Consider the following 20,014-nt stretch of genomic DNA (forward strand, 5'->3'; position numbering starts at 1 on the left):
CATAACAAATAATTTAATGGGTGTGTGTTGTTCACAGTGTCGCGGAAAAAAAAAACGTTTATTATTACCGCGACACTGTGACAGATAACCTAATGTGTATGTGTAAATGCTAGATACTGCTTGACGGGGTATGTGTTAGCATATACTTTGATGTGTATGTGATGTGGGTTGCTCAGCAGTCCGTTGCAAGGCGCCCCATCCTGATGATGATGGTCGGATGGTGTGGTGATGGAGGCTATACGCTCGGTGTGATAGTTGGCGAACAGTTCCGGTACCAGGCAGAGCACCCTGCAATCCCTTGCTATATAAGGGCTCGCGCTGTAGGCAACCGGAAGGGGTTTTAAAACGGTCAGATTTACCTGCACGGCATGGCCATTGGCAGACCAAGCAAGGCGAGCGGGGTGAGCATCAGTGAAAATCGCTACCGGGTGAAGTCCGTCAGGTTTGTGATGTGGTTACAACTTTTTATTGATTTAATCTGTAAAGCTGTAAGTATTTGCAGCGTGTCACTGAAAGGAGATCGGTTATGAAACAACAGTTAGTGGAGCTGTTCGCAAGTTGCGTTGAAAACTCGCAGCTGATGCGGGATAGCGTGGCAAAAGATGCCGGGGTGGGTGTGTCGCCAGCAGAGCGGGCGGTAACCAGACGATGGACGGTATCAGCCGCCTCTGAGCTTGCTCGGGTCAGCCGGGCAGCTATTGACCAGGCTGAGAATGATGGGCGTCTGCCGCCGCCTGAGCGCAATGAGAAGGGCGCCAAGATCGGCTATACCCTGCATCAGATTGATGCCATCCGGCAGGTGTTCGGTACCGCCCCCTGGCAGCCAAGGGCCGTCACCGTGGCCATCCCCAGCAACAAGGGCGGCTCTTACAAATCGACCGTTACCGTACACCTGGCTCAGTGGCTATCGCTGCAAGGCTATCGGGTGCTGGTGGTGGATACAGACCCGCAGGGTACCGCAGGTGAGTATTTCGGGTGGTCTACTCGCTGGGTCGATAGCGACCGCACCATTGCGCCCTGGATGTTCGGCAAGGCCCAGAGCCTGGACTATGCGATCCACCGTACCTGTTGGCCGCAGCTCGATATCATCCCGGCCAACCAGACTCTCCAGCGCATCGACCGGGAAATGGCAGATATGGAACTGCCCTACCCTCCGCATCTGATGCTGCGGGCCGGGATAGAGACCATCGCCAATCGCTATGATGTGATCCTGATTGATGGAGCGCCTAACCTGGCTGACGGCACCATTGCCCAGGTGTTCGCGGCGGATGTGCTGCTATGTACCACCCCTGCCGAACTGCACGATACCGCCAGCACTGAGCAGTTCTTTAACCTGCTCAAGGAAATCACCATGGTGATCCCTGAGCAAGACGTTTGGGCCGTGCCGGATGTGCGGATTCTCATCACCAAGCTGAGCAAGGCACCTGGCAGCAGCTCACCGGCCATCGCCAACAAGATCCGGCTGGCATGGGGCGGGCTGGTGATGGCCAATGCCGTCTACGTCACCGAAGAAGTGGGCAAGGCCCAGCTGCGGATGAAAACCGTGTTCGAGCAGTCCCGCGCCGAACGCTCCAGCCATAGCGCCTGGAAAGCGGCCATAGATATGTGGGAATCCCTCTTTACTGAGGTTCTCGATACCCTGGTTAAACCACGGTGGGAGGCTTAGTTATGAGCAAGTTTCGCCCCATGAAAGGTGATGACCTGGTGGGAGATCCCCGCCTCCCCCTGATCGCCATGCCGAAGATAGACGGCATCCGCTGCGCAATGAAGGATAGCCAGCCATTGAGCAACAGCTTGAAGGTGCTGCCGAACCTCCACTTTCAGCGGCTGGTCAACCATCCGGCGCTTCATGGCATTGATTCAGAGCTGACCATTGGCGACCCGGCAGCAAAAGACGTTTACCGCAAGACCAACAGCGCGGTGATGACCATTGCCGGTGAACCAGATCTGACCGTGCGGGCCTTTGACCTGTTCGATCACCCTGGTACGTACCAGGAGCGGCTGGCCGCACTCCATCAGAAGGTGGCCACCATGCCCGATGAACTGCGCCGGTTCGTTGAGGTGGTACCCAGCGAATACATCACCACCATGGAACAGCTGGAGCGGTTTGAGGCGAAATGGGTGGGCGAAATGGGCTATGAGGGCGTGATTATCCGCTGCCCGGATGGGCCATATAAGCATGGCCGCAGCACCCTGAAACAGGGCTGGCTGCTCAAGCTCAAGCGGTTCCTGGATGATGAGGCGGTGATCGTTGGGTTCAACGAGCAGATGAGCAACCAGAATGATGCCCAGGTTAACGAGCTGGGGCTAACTCGCCGCTCCAGCGCCAAGGCCGGGCTGGTACCGGCTGGGGTGCTGGGCAACGTGGTCGCTCAGTGGCGCGGGGTGGAGTTTGAGATCGGCACCGGCTTTACCGCTGATGACCGGGCATCACTCTGGCGCAACCGGGACAACCTGATCGGCCAGCTGGTGAAGTTCAAATACTTCCCGGTGGGCATGAAGGATGCGCCGCGCCACCCGGTATTCCTCGGGTTCCGCGACCCGATTGATATGACCGACTACTAAGGGCCGACCATGACAGAGACAACCGGAAATGGCCACACCATCAGCGGCTTCAAGCTCTTTATCAACGGCAAGGAACAGGCGGCAGCCTCTCACATTGACCTGATGATAAAGCCGCCCCCGGCCTCCTGGCAGCAGTTGAGCCGTGAAGCGGTACCGATGCCCCCGGAAGTGGTCTACCAGGGCGAGATTAGCGGCACCTTTGAGCTGGAGCTGACAGAGACCGAACTGATCGAGCGAGTGCTGTTTTACAAGTCTCGCCAGCTCGGGAGGTATATGCCCCTCGACCTTGCTATCTATGCAGCGCTATGGCGCGGCAAGGGGCCCAGTCAGTTCTGGGCACTGCATCAACGGCTGCAAGGCGGGTGCAGAGCACCTAGAGGCAAACACCAACATAAAGGGATTGACCATGAGTAACCTTTGGCAAGTTCAGGATCTGGCCGCTGCTGCGCTCGGGATCAGTGAGGATGAATGGGATCGCATTCAGGATGAGTCAGCAGAGGATGAGACCTTAAACCAGCAGCTGGATGAGCGCTTTGGCGTTGACCTGGAACAGTTTGGCAATGTCGTTGATGCCCTGTTGCCGTTCACCCCATCGTAGAGATAAACGGCAAGCGTTATCACGCCTTCGCCATTGAAAAGAATGGATTGGGCCGCTGCTTAGTAAAAAAACCGGCGCAAGTAGATAACTCGAATTGAAGGAGCATTTGAAATGAAACAACTGCAACCCATCCAAGCCATTCCCAGCGTCCAGCGTATGGCAAACCGAATGGTGGCAAGCCAAGCGCCTGTTGGTACCAAGATCGCTGACACCCTGCTTGGCCGCGCCATCACCTGGGAGGTGGTATCTGTCCCTGGCCCATTGGTGGAGAAGGCCACCATGGTTTATGCCGGTAATGAGCGCTGCCAGGAGTTGCTGGATGCTCGCACCCTGGGCGATATCCTGGGCATGTTCGACAAGGAAAAAGGCAACGATGTACTGGCCAAAGGGCGCCGTACCAACGGCATCATAGAGGCGGCTGACGGCTCCCGCCGCCGTGCTGCCTGCATCCTGGAGCAGGCCCCCTATAACATCCTGGTGTGTGATGATCTGACCGATGAGGAAATGGCCTACCTGTCTGAGATCGGCAACCGCTACAACCCCACTTGCGCCTGGGAACGTGGCCGCCGCTATAGCCGCATGACCAAGGGCGGCGCCGTCAGCTTGCGGGAAGTAGAGGCGCAGCTGAACGAGCACGGCGAGAAGGTGAGCCGCCGCACTATCGGGCGCTGCATCAAGACCTCCACCATCCCGCTGGAGGTGATGCGCTGGTTTAACAACCCGGCCAACCTGTCGGCTGAGCGCGGCGAAAAGGTGGCGGATAATCTGGCCTCCATCAAGGATCTCGATCTGAGCCTGCTGGAGCATGATTGGATGCTCACCGATGGCGGTGATGAGCCCGATGAAACCCTGATCCAGTTCCTCCAGTTCTGGCAACCCGATGTGCTGGCCAAGAATGACCAACCCGGTACCGCAGGCAAGGATCAGCCGGTGGCCAAGCAAAAACCTGAGCTGGTAGCCAAAGAGTGGAAGGCAGGCAAGCTGACCCAGGCAGGCAACAAGTTCACCCTGGTACTGAAAAAGGGCCTCTCTGACGCAGAGCAAAGCGCCTTGGCGGCGCGGCTTGAGGAGGTGATGCAGGAATTTGATATGCCGCACCAATTGCGCGGCAAGCGGTTGAGCAAGGAAATGTACCTGGAGTATTCCGAAAAGCTGGGCACCATCTGCATCGAGAACGAGATCAGCCCTGATGTGTTCGAGCCCGCTCTGCTCGACCACTTTGCCGGGCTGTACCTCGAACAGGGGGAGAAGGCGCTCACCATCCTGTTCAATATCCGGGTTCTGCGGGAGCACAGCAGAGAGATCATCGCCAAGCTCAAGGCCGGTAAGTAAACCCACACTGGGCCCGACAGGGCCCTTTCACTGATGGAAATAACACGATGGAAGGATATAAATTCACTGCCGTGGTGGCCATTGGCCTGAGCGGAAATGCGCTGGTCGAACTGTCCAGTAAAGAAAACTGGCAGCAAGGTGCGACTGATTATCTGGGGTTAGTCGGTGACGATGCAGATCATGATCTTGATGAATGGCTTGATGGCATCAAGCCTGAGAATGATGTTCCTGGGCTCTATCGGCTTGATGTTTTGGCCACCGCATTTCGACAAGATGGGGAATGGGCTGAGTACAAACTGATCTCGCAAACCCCAATCCACTATGACGCAGGAGGAGAATGATGGGTGACTACAACATAGTGCTAAACAAAAGGAGTAAGGGATGACCCCACAACACAAAGCAAAAGAGTGGCTTCTTGACTGCAATATTCTGGATACTGAAACAACCGGGCTTGATTCAGAAGCTGAGATAGTTGAGATCAGCATCATCGATCAAGATGGTTCAGTAATCTTTAATTCACTGGTTAGACCCGAATTTCCAATACCAGAGGAGGCGACCAAGATCCATGGGATCACCAACGATATGGTTCTCTGCGCTCCGATGTGGAATGAAATTCATGATGAGATTTGCAGGATAGTAGCCAGTAAAAAACTGGTCATATATAACGCAGATTACGATATGAGGTTGATGGCTCAAACCGCAGCGCGGTATGGTTTAAGCCCTGTAGTTGCGCCTAATGGCGTAGAATGTGCCATGCTGGCTTACGCTGAGTTTTACGGTGATTGGAACGAACACAAGCAGTCTTACCGCTGGCAGCGGCTCACCAATGCAGCAGCGCAACAATACGTTGAAGCCGATGGTAAAGCTCATAGAGCCCTTGCTGATGTAAAAATGACGCTAGGCGTAATCAAGGCTATGGCCGCAAGCCTAACCTAACTTGAAGGAGCTGTTGTCCCCGGGTACATAGATCAGCAATTGTCCCCGGGTACAGACAAGCATAACCAGCGGGGCATTTTGCCCCGCTATCTTATTGAACTCACCATCTGCTTATAGACGTTGGCCATCATCACGGTATGGGCCTCCGGCGCCTGCAAGAACACCTCTATCGCCCGATACCTGTCTGATTCTGCTTGCGGGATGTTGTCTGGTGGCAACATGTCTCTCACTGAGACGTTGAGGGCCTGAGCGATAACCACCACCGCTGGCAGCGGGATATGCAGCTCATTGTTTTGGTTCAGCCACTTGATGAGGCTGGAGAGAGGGATTTGCGTCTTGTAACTCAACTCCTGCACAGAGAATCCCTTGTCGCGGATCAACGTGCTGATGTGTGTTTTGGTCGTGATCAGGTAAACCCTAGCTCTATTTGTGATATACAGTCTTTTGATAGCCATTTGACAACTAGGCCCATTTTATCCATATGTCAATTGTCATATCTTACAATCAATCATGGCGCTATTTTTGGTAATTGGTCATCCTTGGTTTGTGTTTTTGTTTAGAGTGTTTAGTCAAGAGGTGGCGAAAAAAACCACCATTGAGTTTTTGTGACAGGGTTGATAGTCATACTGTACGCGCATACAGTACAATGAGAGCGGCCACCCGAAGGTGGCCGCAATGACACAAACCCGCCAGGAATTGTGTCGTGTGTCACTGAGCACTGATGGAGATAACTCAGTGCATTCAGTTTACACGACTACACTGCATAACAAAAAGGAGGTTGCGGTGGATGTTGCTTTACTTAACTCAGAATTAGATGGAATTTTGGACGAAATGGAGGTTTTACCTCTGATCCAGGCCATGGATAGCCCCGCAGCGCGGCGCTACCATGAAAGACGGGTCAATGAGCTACGCCGCAGCGTTGACGATCTCAATGATGTGATGAATGTTCACCGGCAGGAAGCCGGTGAGGAGCAGCTGCAAGCTGTTTACGTAAAACTTGCCATGGTGTTGGGCCCTTACCAGGGCAAGGTCACCAACCCCACGGCGCACTAAACCTCTATCTCAAAACTCGGTAGATCTGGGGCGGCTGTTTCCAACCGCCCCCCCTTGTAGAACGCATTGCGCCCCACTGGTACCGAATCCCCCAGCACCTTGATAGTCCCGCCTCCTCGGGTGGCCAAGATGCTCCAGCCATTACTGATTGACTCCACTCGGCCTATGTTGCGCTGGTCTTGCTCGGGCAACAGGTCAAGCAGGCGGCGATACAAGTTGGCCACGCTACACCTCCGGTCTCTCTATGGTGATCGACTGGCGAACGCTAAGCGCCATGTTTTGGCCCCGCTTCACCGATATCTTGATGCCACGGCTGTACCCCTTGCCTTCATCCGTCTGGACGATGCGACCCGGCAGAATAAGCCCGGTGTCCTGGCTCAGTGGCAACTCAATATCCTCGTCATACCGGGCGCCTGCCTCAGCCAGTGACGAACTGCCCAGCGCCCTGATGCCGACCACATCCACCATCATCGGGTTCATCACATCGGGCAGCAGCCTATCGGCCCCGCTGCCCTGGCGTTTGACCAGGCAGGGCCCCAAGGTGTTGCCATCGCTGCTGACCCATACCCCGTTCACGTTCTGGCCATCGTGGTACTGTTCGCCCATGGTCACCATGATCGCGCTCGGGATAACGATATCCGGCGCCGTCTCCTGGAGCTGCCATGGCAGCACCTTGTAGCGGGGGATCACCTCGATGGTCTTGCTGGACTGGCCAGGCAAGAGGGTCGCACCAGCGGCCTCGGCCAGGGTCTGGATCACATCAATGGGCGCCTTTTTCTCATAGCTGAACGTCCCACCAGGCACCAGCCAATCCGGGGCGGCCCAGGTCAGCGACCACCCTTGTGGCAGCTCCTCCACGGCCAGTTGCTGCATATTGCGGGCGGCTGGCTCGGTGTAGCTGTTCGGGATCAGGTAGGTGCTGGATAGGTACGCGCTCAGGCCGCGCCCGCTCACCTGGCAATCATGCTGGTTGAAACTGCGGTTACGCCGCCAGCTGTCCACCTTGAACCGCCAGTGGTGACCGTTCACCGTGATATCGATCTCCTCGTTATAGATGGCCTTGGCATCATCATGCCGGATCACGTTGGCACTGAATGACCAGGCCCATGACCCCTCATCCAGCGAGAGATCCACGGATGATACGGGTATCTCCTTGCCATCCCTTGCCCTGACCACACTCGCGGTATTGATCACGAAATAAACCCTCCTGGTGGGGATAACCACCGTGTTATCCGGGTACCAAACAAACTCCAGCTCGGCCTCGCCCCGCTTGCGCCCGAACTCCAGGCGCAGGGTGCGCTTGTCTGGGCGCTCCGGGATGATCGGCGGCTTAGGATCCGGGCTGGTGCCTGGCCCCGGCTGCATCGCCTCCTCCCAGCCATCGCGCCACCCCTTCCAGAGCGGCAGGCCAAGGCGGGTGCGGCGGCCATAGAGCAGCAGGCCAACGGCATCGCCCTGGTTCCACTGGTCGGCCTGCCACACCTTGTCAAAGCGCGGCGGGTTGCGATAACCGCCGACCTGCCACATACCGGCCTTGTCCCCCTCGACCCAGAGGGCGCGATTGACGGCATGGCCGGGGGCAAGGTGCTCCACCTGCTGGCCATGATCGTGACCGGTGGCCAGCCCCTCCTGGTACTGACTGCGGGCCAGCTCATAGCGCTGGGGCATGATGGCGCTCTGCTCCACCTGCTCACTGCTGGCGGGTTCGGCCTCCTGCCAGCTGACGGCGCCCACGGTGCGGGCCAGTTCTGGCCGCTCCCAGGTGCTGGCTACCCGGCTGCTCACCAGCCCCGCCCGCTCCCACTGGCTTTCTTGGGCGGCGCTCGGGCCACGGAATACGTTGATATCGTACTCCCCAGCCAGCACAGGCACCGGCTGCTGATTACTGGCCGCCATACCGCACTCAATGACGAATGCGCCCACCATGGCGCAATCTGGTGTCGTGGTACTGGCGAGACGCCCCTCCAGCACCACGGCGGCGCCCAGCGCTGCGATAGAGCGGCTTGGCTGGCTGGCCAAGATAGCGTGCAAGCTCAACATGGCGGCGGCGGCCATCTCGGACGGCGCAGGCGCGCCAACCAAGATCGCCTCATAGCGCACCACCTCGGCCTGGTTCAGCTCCAGCTGTCCGGTGGTACTGCGGGCCTTGCGTAGTTCTAAGCTCGCATCCTTTCTGGCCATATAGCCCCCGGTTACGGTTCGGTGATGGTGGCGTTATTGATGCGGATCAGCGCACCGGCAAAAAACTCGCTCGCCGGTATCTCCAGATCGGCGCCACTGCCTGGCACCCCCACATCGAGATCCGCCACGAATGTGCCATCCCGGTCAACAATGCGCCCCCAGGTGGGGGCGCCGCTGGCGGTGGCCATCTGCTCGGCCAGGGGTTTCAGGGTCAGCACCCCGCCGCTGACCGTCTTGGCGCATGGGTGGGTGAACTTGAGCACCACCAGAGCCAGCTGGTTGGTAATGGCCGCCCCCGGCGCCGGTCTGGTGCCGGTGTAGACGGTCAGGGTAGCGCTGGTTCCGCTGCCGGTGTCGATGGCCGTTGCAAGCAGCTGGGCGCGGCTGGTGCGCAGCGTGTCCACATAGGTGAGCATGGCTATTTCCTCTTGAGCGGGGCCAGCATGGGGAACGGCGCGGGCGCCACACCCCCGCCAGGCGGGTAGGGTTTCGGCACCTGATAGTCGGCGGCCACGGCGTTATAGTCGGCGGGGCCATAGGCAGGGTCATCCTGGGCGACCACCATATAACGGCGATTCAGCCACAGCAGATCGAACCGATAGACCCCATCCGATGCGCGGCTGTAGGTCTCGCCAACCAGTTCGCCATCCTGGGTAAAGCAGAGCACCCGGCGCCGCACCCCCACCCCGCTGATGGTCACCGTGCTCTCGATATAGCCCTGTTCCACATTGCGCACCCCATCGCGGATCCAGAAGTAATCCCGCCCCTTGCAGAGCGGGTACTGGGTCTGTTGCTGGAGGTTGACCGGCCCCGCCCACATCGGCGGGGTGCCGCGCCAGGCCACATCTTGCGGCTGGAACTGGCTGCGGGGCTCCTGGTTGGCGGCAACGGCTGTCATCGGTTGCAGCTTGAATTTAAACGGCTTGTTTAACAGGTTTTTGCGAGCAGCAAGCTCGGCGGTTGTTAGCTCCCGGTTATAAAAGGCTACGTGGGCCATCACCGCAGAGGTCGCATATAAACCACCACGGGAAAAGAGGTGAATAGGCAAATTACCCTGATTTCCCTGGATGCCGTTGCCCGTTGCAGCGCTACCTATCATCAATGGTTCACCGTTCAGATAAACCTTGGTGACCCCGTTGACGCTTGTAAACACCAAATGGCCAGCGGTGGCTGGGCCAGCTCGACCATTAGCGGGAGAAACAGCCTGGTCACCCAGGATGAATTGATATGATGGGGTGGCCATCCCCGCAGCCGACCCAATACTTTGCAGCGACCAGTTTTTGTTATCCCCACCACGCTCGGCAATCACCAGGTTAGTATCCTCGTTATGGCTGATGATGCACTCCATGGTGAAGGTTCTACCGCGATACTCCGCTCGGTCAGGAATGGCAACCAATGAAGAAGTCACGCCACCTGTCACGACAAAATCCATATCTGAAAACGTCAGGACTTGCTGGCGAAAGCTGCCGCTCTGGCTGCCATGGTTGGCAATGGTTGATATGTCGCGGCCAAGATTGGCGAGTGTATCCAGTGGGTAATACCCCACCGGATTGCTGGCCATAATCAGGTCTCGCAGCGCTTGATCGCTTGCCATGACTTACCTCCACGGCCCAGTGATATCGAACCCAATCAGTGAGCGCGGATCTGACTGAAATACGTTCGCCTGATAGAGCCCACGAATGAAGCGCACCTTCTTGCCTGGCAGCGCGGGCAAATCGCCAAAGTTTTTACGATGCCAAGCGGTGATATCACCGTATGGAACGATAAGCCCAGGCATATAGCCGCGCAGGTGGTTGCCGTTCTCCATCACCATGCAAGGGTCGGTAGAGAAGTAAAATCCGTTATCTGGGCCATTAGGGACGGCCAAGCCAGATCCAAATCGTCCAAACAACCCTTTTAACCACCAGGAGGTGGCGCCGAATAGCTGATGGTATGGTCTGGCTAGAGCACGTTGGCCGCTCTGGTCAAAGCTGGTCAGCGTAGTGCCCCAGTTGTTTGTGGTTTGGTCTCTGTTTGCCCAGGTTGCCTGGGTCTCCGTCACGCTAGTTGTCCAGTAGTGAACCAGCAGCGCATGGTAGCGATCTCCTGGCCGGATCGAGCGGATATAACCGGCGCAATAGACGGTGTGATAGCTGTAGTTGCCAATCACCGGCATCCAGTAGAACAGTTGTGTATCTCCGATTAAATCCCACTGCTTGCTGGAGTAACGCAAGGTTGCTGGCCAGCGGTGCTCATAAATGGTGGTGTAGGTGTTGATATCCACCACATCCTCCACCAGTGCGACCTTGGCCAAATAGGCCCATGAGCCATAGCCATTCGCCCCACTCCAACCGGTAAAAGGGGTATTGTCGATGCGCAATGACACGTTGCCAGAGGCGCTGATATCAGTTGGTCGATAGATGGCGACCTTGCCATCAGCGCTCTCGTGAGTCAGCGTCCAGCCCAGCGGCGCCACCTTCATGGTCATGGCCGCACCAGACCCCGCCGAGCCAGGGTTGCCGCCGTCAATCTCGAACCACACTTGGGTGCTGCTGACCTGCATCACCCGATGCTCGCCGTTGTAAGCGGCAGGTGATACCCCATCGACTTGGAGCACTGAATCTTGCTGATAGGCATGGCCGCCGCTAAAGGTGGCCACCGCCCACCCCTTGGCAGCATCAAACGACAAGGCATTAATCGTCAGGGTGCCAAATCCGGTGACCAGCACCGCCTTGAGCAGCGCAGCCAGGGCGCCATCTGCGGTATCGCCCAGACTCGGGGCGCCTTGCATTTCGCTTGCAAACCATTTGACCTTGTATTCAGCCATGTTGCCGTTCTCCATCATGGGGCGCCGTGCCCCACTGAAAAATAAGAGCGGGGCAAAATGCCCCGCTTGGTTGCTGGCGCGTCAACGGGGTGCAGGCCCTCGGCGCTGTAACTTTCCTGCACTGCTGTCTGTTAGCGGTTGACGTTGCCGCGCAGTTGCAGCTCAAAGCGGTCGCTTTCGCTGGCCGCCACCGATTGCAGCACGGTACGGATGGCCCAGATCGGGAAGTTGGCTGCCTTGGTGTTGAAGCGCAGCACATTGCCACTCGCCCACCCTGCGCCCCAACCGCGCTTGTCCAGCAGAAAATAGGGCTGGCCGTTGTTGGGGTTGACGGGGGCAAAGTCGGTATTCACATCCCCCAGCGCAATCTGGCCAACATGCTCCCCGACCAGCACAAAGCTGGTGCTCGACTGGAAGATGATGGCCCAGCGCTCCTCCAGGGTGGCGCGGTTGGTCACCACGATAGGAAAGTCGGTGTCGTTGTACTGCGCCGTGCTCTGGTCGCCGTCTACAAAGTCCTGCCATTTGTTCGTCCAGGTGCGCTGGTCAAACAGGTTGGTGTAACGCGCCCACAAGTCGCCCATGATCAGTGCTGACGACACCAGGGTGTCAGCAGCGTCATAGGCGTGAGACAGGGGGCGAGCCAGCACCAGGCGGCCAGAGATCTCCACATCGGTGACCAGGCTCATATCCTCAATCCGGTGAACCACCGCCAGCGGTTCCACATAGCCGGTCAGATTCAACGGGGTGGCCAAGGTGACCACCCCGCTATCCAGATCGGCGCTGTAGAGCGCAGGATCGAGCCGCTTGCCGTTCTTGTCCTCCACATGGCAGTACGCCAGCCGCTGGCGCCCGGTGTTGAACTGCTGGCCAGCCGTCACCCCCATCGGGTAGGCACCGCGCTTGGTGCTATGCACCACCACGATGTTGCCCTTGCGGATAAACGGCACCCGGCCATCAGACGGCAGCCGCACCGGATCCAGCCCGATAATGTCGGCATCGAGCGGCAGATAGCTGAACACCACGCAGTTGAAGCGGATGGAGTCGGCCACCACGCTGATCGGCTTCCAGATCTTGCCATCCTCCCCCACCTGTTCGGCGTCATACCATGGCTGGGTCTCGTTGCCCGCTGCCGTGACCTTGCGGCCAAAGCGCACGGTCACGATGCCGGTCTGATAGTTCACCTTGCCATCCATGTCGGTGGTGGTGAAAAAGCCGTCCCCGTCTGCCGTGGCCTCGATACGGCGCCCGCTAGCGGTGTTGGCGCTGATGTAGAGGCTGCCCGGTGCCAAGGGTGCGCCGGGGGTGCGGAACGTCACCGCATCCACCGACTGGGCACTGAATGAGGTGGCCAGACTCTGGAGCGATGGCTGGGCCGGTTGCCCTGCTGCCCAGTCGGCCAGCACCGCCAACCCGTTGGAGTAGTCGATGGTGCCCGCCTGGATGCCTGCCCCGGTCTCGGGATCCGGGTCGCGGTAGAGCAGCCCTTGCCGGTCAACGTAGGTAGAGCCGCCCAGAGTGAAGCGCATCGACCCCTCCAGAATCGCCTCGGCAAAGCCTGGGGTAACGTCTATGCGCAGCGCTTGGGCGGTCAGGGTGGCATTCTGGGCCTCGGCGCTGTTGTTGTTGCGGTAGGTCACATCCACCCACCCCTGTTCCCCGTCAGGGAACGTATAGGCGGTGTTGTGGTACTCGATACCGGTCATCGTCCAGCGCTGCACCGCGATCTGGTTGTTGCCTTCCCAGCGGGTGCCCACGGTCACCCAGGCGTATTTCGGCTTAGGCAGGGGGCTGGAGCCATCCGGCATAAAGTGCAGGGTTCCCGCGCCGTAGTCGATGGCACCCAGCACCACACCGCTGGCATCGATCAGCTTGCCCAGCCCGTCATCGCGCAGGGTGATGATGGGATCGCGGGTCTGGATCACCAGCTCCTGATCGTCTACATCGAACTTGTGATAGAGGGCGTTGAACTTGACCCGCACCGATCCCGGCGTGAGGTTGTGGGCGCCGCCGCCGTCCTTGCCGTCTAGGGTGATGGAGAGGTGCCCCACCTGGCCGGGGGTGTTGAGGCGCCCCGGTTCGATATGGCGCTCGGTCACCGGCTCACCGTACTGGTACTGGGCGGCGTACTCCTGACCCAAGGCGGGCAAGGTAACGTGCTCCAGATCGATGATCCCCTCGGCATAGTTGATGATGCCGGTGATATCGCCGGTTATCTTGCCGTCCCCCGCCACATCGGTGGCCCGCTTGCCGCTGCCCCAGGTGAGGATCACGCTCTTGGGTGTGATCCCCTTGTGGGGGAGCTGCCAGGCGCTTTTGCCGATGCTGATGGCCTGCCCGCTGCGGTTGGTGTAGTTCACCGGGGTGGCCCAGCTGAACATGATGGAGGTATCCACATCCGGCAGGGCGCCCAGGGTCAGCATCACCGACCCGGTAGCCAGGTTGATGGTGCCAGAGCCATAAGAGCGGTCGATGCCCAGCAGCTCCCCGCGACCGTTGTCTTTCAGGTCATACCATTTGCCTTGCGCCATAAAGCTGACGGTAGTGGTGCCAGGCGCCGGGGTCGGATGCAGGGTGATGGTGTAGGCATAGCCCCGGTTGTTGGCCTTGACCTCGATCCGCGCCGTGTCAGCGATACGGGCAGGGCGGGCCGCTGGCCAGAAAGATACGGTCTTGCTCTGGGTGCCGTAGTTCGGGCACTGGGCATTGAACTCCAGCTGGCCACGGCCATAGTCGATGGAGCCGACCACCGACCCGGCAACAACCAGCTCGCCGCCCTTGTCGGTGATGGTGGCCGCGCCGATGGTGATGGTCACCGTGCCAGGCTTGGCACCGCTGCCCAAGAACAGGCCACGGCTCGGGGCGATCACCGCTGCGGTGTTGATGCTCACCAGCCCCCGGCCAGAATCCACCAGGCTGGCCAGCTCACCGGCAGCGGTCAGATCCACCGCTGGGGTCTCGCTGCGGGCCGCTGGCACCAGCTGGGTAAAGATGGTCTTGGCCCGTACCTGCATCGAGCCAAAGGCGGCATCATCCACCATCTTGGTGCTGGCAAAGTAGTTGGCCGCATCCGCCACCACGGTTTCGCGCAGGGCGGTCTTGGGGTTGGTCACCACATCATATGGGGTCGGTTGCTCCCCCTCGAAGGTGAAGCGCAGCGGATCCGCCAGGGTGCAGGTGACCACGTTGCGGGTGAACTCGGGCAGACCTTGCACCTGGAACTTGGTCAGCTTCTGGGTTACATCCAGCACCCGCACATACTGCTCGAACTCCCCGGCCTTGTTCTCGTTGCCGACCATCACCAGGGTTTCGCCCACCTCCGGCAATCGCGCCTCAACCCGCTGGAAGAAGCGGATCGCCCGCTGCCCTTCCAGCTGGGTATCGTAGAGAAAACCCTGCCACTTGGGGCCACGCGCCAGATAGCGCTCCACCACATCGCGGGCGTTGTTGCGGGTGTCGTGGTGGTCTTTGGTGGTCATCAGGGCAAGGCCCACGTTCGGATCGTAGGGCGGCAGCAGCACGGCGGCATTCGCACCATAGTAGGTGTCGGTGTCGTCCGTCTGCACCGCCAGAAATACCTTGCGCAGGTTCACCACCCCATAGGCCCGATCCAGATCGCTGATATCGGGAAACATTGAGTTATGTTCGCCGCTGACGATCTCCTTGCCGGTGATGCGCCCGCCACCGTCCTCGGTGTCCGTCATCCGCTGGCTGGCCATCAGCTTGATATCGCCAGATAGAATGGTCATGGGGTTACCTCGATCAGTTTGATGTCAATTTCATAAAGCTCATCATTACCAGGGTTGGCGTTCTGCCAGAGCGGGGTGGCCGTGATGGCCACCGGGGTGCGGCTGAGGTAAACATCAAACTGGCGGCCATCGTGCAAAGTCAGCTTGATGGTCTGGGTTTGCAGCTGGGATTCCAGCGCTTTCAGCTCAATCACGAACGAGCGCGGAACCCATACCCCTCCCTCCGATTTCAGGGTGATGGGGCGACCAGCTGGCTGGGCACTCTCCTCCACTATCATGGCCCCGGTGATGCTCGGTGTTTGCACCTGGGCGACCGGCGACCAATCGAACTCATCCACCCAAAGCAGCTGATCGGGCAGCACAAGGCTGCCCAATTTTATGGTCATCAGCTAACCCTCCTTGATATCGCAAGCTGGTCTAGCAGCCCCTCCAGATTGGCCAGGTCATCCGGTGAGCCGCTGACATTCGCCACCTTGCCGCCCGGTATCTCAAGGCGCAGGGTGCGGGTGCTGGTTGGCTGGGATTGCTCTGGCTTCTCTTTGGCGGGTCGCTTGTTGGCGTTGGCGGATTTTTCGGCATCGGCCTTGGCTTGTGCCAGGCGTTCAGCCTCGATATCGGCCAGTTTTTTCTGGTGCAGCTTGTCGGCCAGCGCTATCGCCTCTTGCAGGCTGGCAACTGCCTCGCTGTTTTTGGTTGCCTCCGCTTCGGCCAGTTTTGCCCGCAGGTCTGCGATCTGCGCCTGGTACCGGCGCTCCTCGATGGCGTCCAGATTGTTGTTGTACTGATCCATTTCATCGCGCAGGGAGTTGAGGGTGCTGGCTGCCGAATCGGCCAGGCTCTGCATCTTCTGCTTGGCAGAATCGAGCGCTGACCGCAGGCCGCTGAGATTGCTCTCCCCCAGATCCCCCACGGTAGTGAGGGCGTTTTCTGCTGAACGGATCAGCTCCTCGCTCGGTACCGCAGCCGACTTTAGCGCCTCCTCCAGCTCTTTAATCTGGATGATGCGAGCGGCCATCCTGGCGTTTTGCTCTTGCGCCAGCAGCTGCTCCCTGACTTGATCAGACCACCACTCATCGTTTGACTTGTGCAGGTACTCCCGGCTGCGCTCCAGCAGGTTCTGGTACTGCTCCTGCTTGACGCGCAACTGGTCGATACTCATCCCTGCCAGGTCGTTGGCGTTGGCGACCTCGGTGGCAAATTTCACCATGGTACCGGTCGCGCTGCGGGTGCCTTCCTGGAGCTTGTCGATATTCTCCAGTTGTGCCTTGTTGCTGGCGCTCTGGTACTGGCTGGCCGCCTCTGCCTGAGTCTGGGCAGACTTGGCTGACTGGCCCAAGGTATCCAGCGCCGCCGCCGTGATCAGCGCCTCGCTGCCGGTGGCATTGATGTTGGTCACCATAGCCTTTAGCTGCTCAGACAAGCCAAGGCTGGCGGCCTGCGCCATCAAGGCCCCATCCACATAGCGGTTGTTGGCCTTACCGGCTTTCAGCTCTGCTTCGGCATAGGCCAAAAATGCCTCTTTCTGCTGGTTTACCGTGCTGGTACCCGCCGCAATGGTGGCATAGGCTTTCTTGGCCGCCTCAGCCTGCTGCTGGAGCGCAGCCGCTGAATCAACTCCCAGCTCGTTATAGGCTGCTTGCAGGTCATTGGCGGCTACCTTCTGCTTGGCCAGTCCCTGCTCTGTTTTGGCTATGCGCTCGTTCAGATCACCCACTGTCTGGTTGTACTGAGCAGAGGTTATCTGGCCAGCCTTGTAAGCCTCCTCAGCGGCAGCCTTCTGGTTCTTCATCGCGGTGAGGTAAAGCTCGGTACCGCTGCTGGTCTCCTTGGCCAGCTTTTGGGCGGCATCAGTCGCCTTGCCGTAGGCATCCACATACGCCTGACCAACCAGCACCCCGGCATCCCTGAACTCATCGATCTCTTGGGTCAGCGCATCCAGCTCGGCCATATTCTTGACCTTGGTAAAGGCCATATCGAAATAGGCCACCAACTGCTGGCCGCTGGCCAGACCCGACTCGCGGATGGTCTGCATGTTGGCGATGATCTGATCCACCGCCTTGCCGGTCTTGCCCGCAATCTGCTCGATATCCAACCCGGCTTCTTCAAAAATGCTGGAGATAGCATTTTTGGCGTCCATGGCTGCTTTCTCTTGCTGGGCCTGACGCTGGCTGAGTTGCTTCTCCACCTCGGCATCAATATCACCGGCTTGCTGCATAAAGCTGTTCATCAGCTCAGCACCAAGCTGGCCAGACCCCTCAGCGATACCGGCGTAATACTCCTCGACACTCTGGCCGTTCTTCTTGAGGTATTCCGCCAAGCTATCGAACCCACCCCGCTGGGCCGCATAGTAGTCGTCCATGGTGCGGAACCCGCCCGCCATGGCGGCTTCAAAATCGGCCAGCGTTGCCTTGGCTTTGCCGGTACCCTCTTTCAGCCCCTTATCGATCCCGGCGCCAGCATTGGCTGACTCCCTGGTGATGGCTTCCGCCATCTTTTCACCGGCAGCGCCAATGTCAGCCATGTCCTGGTAAAAACCATCCATCATGCCCCTGAACTGGGCATTGATGAGACCGGCGCCATAGCGCATCTTCTCGGCGGCATCGGTCATGCCCATGGAGTCGGCAACAGCGGCCATCCGCTCCATCAGCTGACCCATCAGCTGGTATGGGTAAAGCAGGGCTCCACCCAATAACTTCACTGAGCCGGTGAACAGATTGAACACCACTCGCAGGCTTTGCACCCCGATGGTCATCCCAATCATCAGGTTGTCAAAACTCAGCCGCGCATCAGTGGCCCAAGTCTTGACGCTCCTTGCCGATTCGACCATCCAGTCGCTGATCTGCTTGGCATAGGCTTGCATCCGGCCATCTTCTGCCATGGCCGTCATTTCTTTGTTTATGTCGAACAGGATGGTTTTGAAGTAATCGAGTGCGCCTGACTGGGCGATGGTGTCCTGTACCTGCTTCACGCCATCGCGGAACTTGGTAACCAGGGCCTCCCAGGTCTGCATCCTCCGCTCAACAACTCCGGCACCGGCCTTGCCCATGGTGTCGATCAACTGCACCATGTATTCGCGGGTCAGCTTGCCCTGTTCTGACATTTTTTGGAGGCTGGCCACACTCTTGCCAGTCGCCTCAGATAACAGCTGCCACACCGGCAAGCCGTTCTCAATCAGTACATAGGCTTCTTCCGCCTGGATCCGGTTCTTACCCCACGATTGGGTAAGCTGGCGGATGATGGGGATCAGCGTCTCAGCGCCTCGGCCATATCTGACGTTGGCATTGATCATCTTCTCCAATGTGCCGTTGGTCGGTTCCATGCCGTTGTTTTTCAGCATCACGAACGCTTGCAACACATCATCCAGTGAGGTGGGCAATCTCTTGTTGAGATCCTGGGCCCACTTAAACGCTTTCTCCCCCTCGGCTACATCGCCATAGACCCCGATCAGCTGTTCACGCAGCACCTCAAAATGGCCGCCGACCGTGACGATGCTCATCAGCCCCTGACGCAACTTATCCAGACCGATATAGGCACCGGCTGCCATGACCACATTGCGGGCCATGTTGTTGAACCCGGCAGCAACAGCGTGAGTGCCTTCCTTGGCCGAATTGAGTTGTTGTTGCAGCAGGCTTAGCTTGAGCTTGTTCTCCTCATAGGCTTGGGTGGCCTCTGCGGTCTCCTTGGCAACCCTGGCTTGCTCGGCGGCCAACTGCTTGGCGTTGATACCGGCCCCGTCCAGGGTCTTGCGCAAGGCTGATAGTTTGGCCTCGTTGCGCTCATAGGCAATCTGGGCCTGCCCCGCCATCCTGGCAGCATGGCCAATCTGCTCGGCAAGGGCCTTTTGCGGGGCCTCAGCCTGCTGTACCTCCTCCCGCAATCTGTCCAGCTCTCGCTGGTTTTTGCGCAGGGCATCGGTCTGGTTGATCAGCTGCGGGGTCAGCTTGTCGTAGGTACCCAGCGCCTTCTGGGTTTTCTCCAGCGCCTGGAGCTTGATCTGGGTGTTGGCTATCTCGCTCGCCAGCTTCTTCTCAACGGCGGCCATATCCGTGGTGGCGGCGCCCGCCTTCACCATCGCCGCTTCATGCTGCTCCAGCTCTCGGCTGAGCTTCTGATAGGCAGTCGCGGCCCGCTGGGCTTCGCTCTTTGCCAACGAGTGAGCATCGCTGAGCGCCTTGGTCGGCTTCTCCCCTTTGACGAACTGGCTCGATAGCTCCTCAAGGGCGGCAGAGGTGCGATTCAGCTCTTTCTCAGCCAGGTTGGCATTGGTGCGCAGCTCATCCAGCCTGAGCGCGTCTTTCTGGGCCTTGTTGAGCTTGATCAACTCCTGCTTGAGGTTGATGGTCTCAACGGCAAGGCGCTTCTGCTCGGTGGCGGTATTGTCGATATCGACACCGCTGCGGCGCAGGTTGCGGGCCAGTTCATCCAGCTCGTTGCTGATGCTGGCCAGTTCAGACTGGAGGCGGCCCGATTCGCTGCTGGCCTGGGTGAAGGCCCGTTTCAGCTCAGCGCTGGCGCCTGGGGTGTTCTGCATCTCCTCAGTCAGCGCGGCCAGCGTTGCCTGGGTTTCGCTCACCGATGTTTTGAGGGTCTTGCTGTACTCCTCAAGCTCGGTCGCTTTCGTCAGCTGTTTGTTGGTCTCACGCAGTTCGGCAAGTTGCTGTTTCAGGCTGGCGGCTGACTCGCCCATCTGATCCATGCTGCCCTTAACCTTGACGGCTTCCGGGGTGAAGTAGTCGATACCCCGGATCAGTAGGTTGATAACCTTGTCTTGAATACCCATGCGCGACACCCAAA

Annotated in this window: 16 protein-coding genes; 8 read left to right on the forward strand and 8 right to left on the reverse strand. The window is 58.7% G+C overall.

All coding sequences use genetic code 11. The features are described from left to right. Positions 1–526 precede the first annotated feature (526 nt). The 7 genes from ACW5W8_RS16595 (at position 527) to ACW5W8_RS16625 (ending at position 5,431) form a co-directional block, all read left to right on the forward strand. Positions 527–1,666, forward strand: a complete 1,140-nt coding sequence (locus ACW5W8_RS16595) for an AAA family ATPase (RefSeq protein ID WP_199416532.1) — start codon at positions 527–529, stop codon at positions 1,664–1,666. A gap of 2 nt (positions 1,667–1,668) precedes the next feature. Further along, positions 1,669–2,565, forward strand: coding sequence for an ATP-dependent DNA ligase (locus ACW5W8_RS16600; RefSeq protein ID WP_447995974.1), 897 nt, complete (start codon positions 1,669–1,671; stop codon positions 2,563–2,565). A gap of 9 nt (positions 2,566–2,574) precedes the next feature. After that, complete coding sequence (locus tag ACW5W8_RS16605) at positions 2,575–2,979, forward strand: hypothetical protein (RefSeq protein WP_498628869.1); 405 nt, start codon at positions 2,575–2,577, stop codon at positions 2,977–2,979. After that, positions 2,972–3,163 carry a hypothetical protein gene (locus ACW5W8_RS16610; RefSeq protein ID WP_498628871.1) on the forward strand — a complete coding sequence of 64 codons (192 nt, stop codon included), beginning with the start codon at positions 2,972–2,974 and terminating at the stop codon, positions 3,161–3,163. Before ACW5W8_RS16605 ends, ACW5W8_RS16610 begins: the two co-directional genes overlap by 8 nt. 111 nt (positions 3,164–3,274) lie before the next feature. After that, positions 3,275–4,495, forward strand: coding sequence for a hypothetical protein (locus ACW5W8_RS16615; RefSeq protein WP_498628873.1), 1,221 nt, complete (start codon positions 3,275–3,277; stop codon positions 4,493–4,495). Positions 4,496–4,542: 47 nt separating this feature from the next. Continuing rightward, positions 4,543–4,836, forward strand: coding sequence for a hypothetical protein (locus tag ACW5W8_RS16620; protein WP_498628875.1), 294 nt, complete (start codon positions 4,543–4,545; stop codon positions 4,834–4,836). Positions 4,837–4,876: 40 nt separating this feature from the next. After that, positions 4,877–5,431, forward strand: coding sequence for a 3'-5' exonuclease (locus ACW5W8_RS16625; RefSeq protein ID WP_498628877.1), 555 nt, complete (start codon positions 4,877–4,879; stop codon positions 5,429–5,431). A gap of 86 nt (positions 5,432–5,517) precedes the next feature. Here ACW5W8_RS16625 and ACW5W8_RS16630 read toward each other — a convergent pair whose 3' ends face one another. Continuing rightward, complete coding sequence (locus ACW5W8_RS16630; protein WP_498628879.1) at positions 5,518–5,886, reverse strand: helix-turn-helix domain-containing protein; 369 nt, start codon at positions 5,884–5,886, stop codon at positions 5,518–5,520. Between the two features lie 220 nt (positions 5,887–6,106). Here ACW5W8_RS16630 and ACW5W8_RS16635 point away from each other — a divergent pair, with 220 nt between their 5' ends. Continuing rightward, complete coding sequence (locus ACW5W8_RS16635) at positions 6,107–6,484, forward strand: hypothetical protein (RefSeq protein ID WP_498628881.1); 378 nt, start codon at positions 6,107–6,109, stop codon at positions 6,482–6,484. A 225-nt stretch (positions 6,485–6,709) separates the two neighbouring features. Here the strand turns inward: ACW5W8_RS16635 and ACW5W8_RS16640 are convergent, their stop codons facing one another. From ACW5W8_RS16640 to ACW5W8_RS16670, 7 genes are all read right to left on the reverse strand, one after another. Continuing rightward, on the reverse strand, positions 6,710–8,665 hold the full coding sequence (locus tag ACW5W8_RS16640) for a hypothetical protein (RefSeq protein ID WP_498628883.1): 1,956 nt from the start codon (positions 8,663–8,665) through the stop codon (positions 6,710–6,712). Positions 8,666–8,676: 11 nt separating this feature from the next. Beyond that, on the reverse strand, positions 8,677–9,081 hold the full coding sequence (locus tag ACW5W8_RS16645; RefSeq protein WP_224480707.1) for a hypothetical protein: 405 nt from the start codon (positions 9,079–9,081) through the stop codon (positions 8,677–8,679). A 2-nt stretch (positions 9,082–9,083) separates the two neighbouring features. Continuing rightward, positions 9,084–10,259 (reverse strand): LamG-like jellyroll fold domain-containing protein, encoded by a 1,176-nt coding sequence (locus ACW5W8_RS16650; protein ID WP_224480708.1) that lies wholly within the window; start codon positions 10,257–10,259, stop codon positions 9,084–9,086. 3 nt (positions 10,260–10,262) lie between these two features. Further along, positions 10,263–11,471 (reverse strand): hypothetical protein, encoded by a 1,209-nt coding sequence (locus ACW5W8_RS16655; protein WP_498628886.1) that lies wholly within the window; start codon positions 11,469–11,471, stop codon positions 10,263–10,265. 131 nt (positions 11,472–11,602) lie between these two features. Further along, on the reverse strand, positions 11,603–15,220 hold the full coding sequence (locus tag ACW5W8_RS16660) for a curculin (mannose-binding) lectin protein (RefSeq protein WP_498628888.1): 3,618 nt from the start codon (positions 15,218–15,220) through the stop codon (positions 11,603–11,605). Next, on the reverse strand, positions 15,217–15,606 hold the full coding sequence (locus tag ACW5W8_RS16665) for a hypothetical protein (protein ID WP_498628890.1): 390 nt from the start codon (positions 15,604–15,606) through the stop codon (positions 15,217–15,219). Before ACW5W8_RS16665 ends, ACW5W8_RS16660 begins: the two co-directional genes overlap by 4 nt. Next, positions 15,606–20,000, reverse strand: a complete 4,395-nt coding sequence (locus ACW5W8_RS16670; RefSeq protein ID WP_498628892.1) for a tape measure protein — start codon at positions 19,998–20,000, stop codon at positions 15,606–15,608. The genes ACW5W8_RS16665 and ACW5W8_RS16670 overlap by 1 nt, the downstream gene beginning before the upstream one ends. Between the last annotated feature and the right edge of the window lie 14 nt (positions 20,001–20,014).

It is taken from the genome of Aeromonas aquatilis (assembly GCF_054052405.1).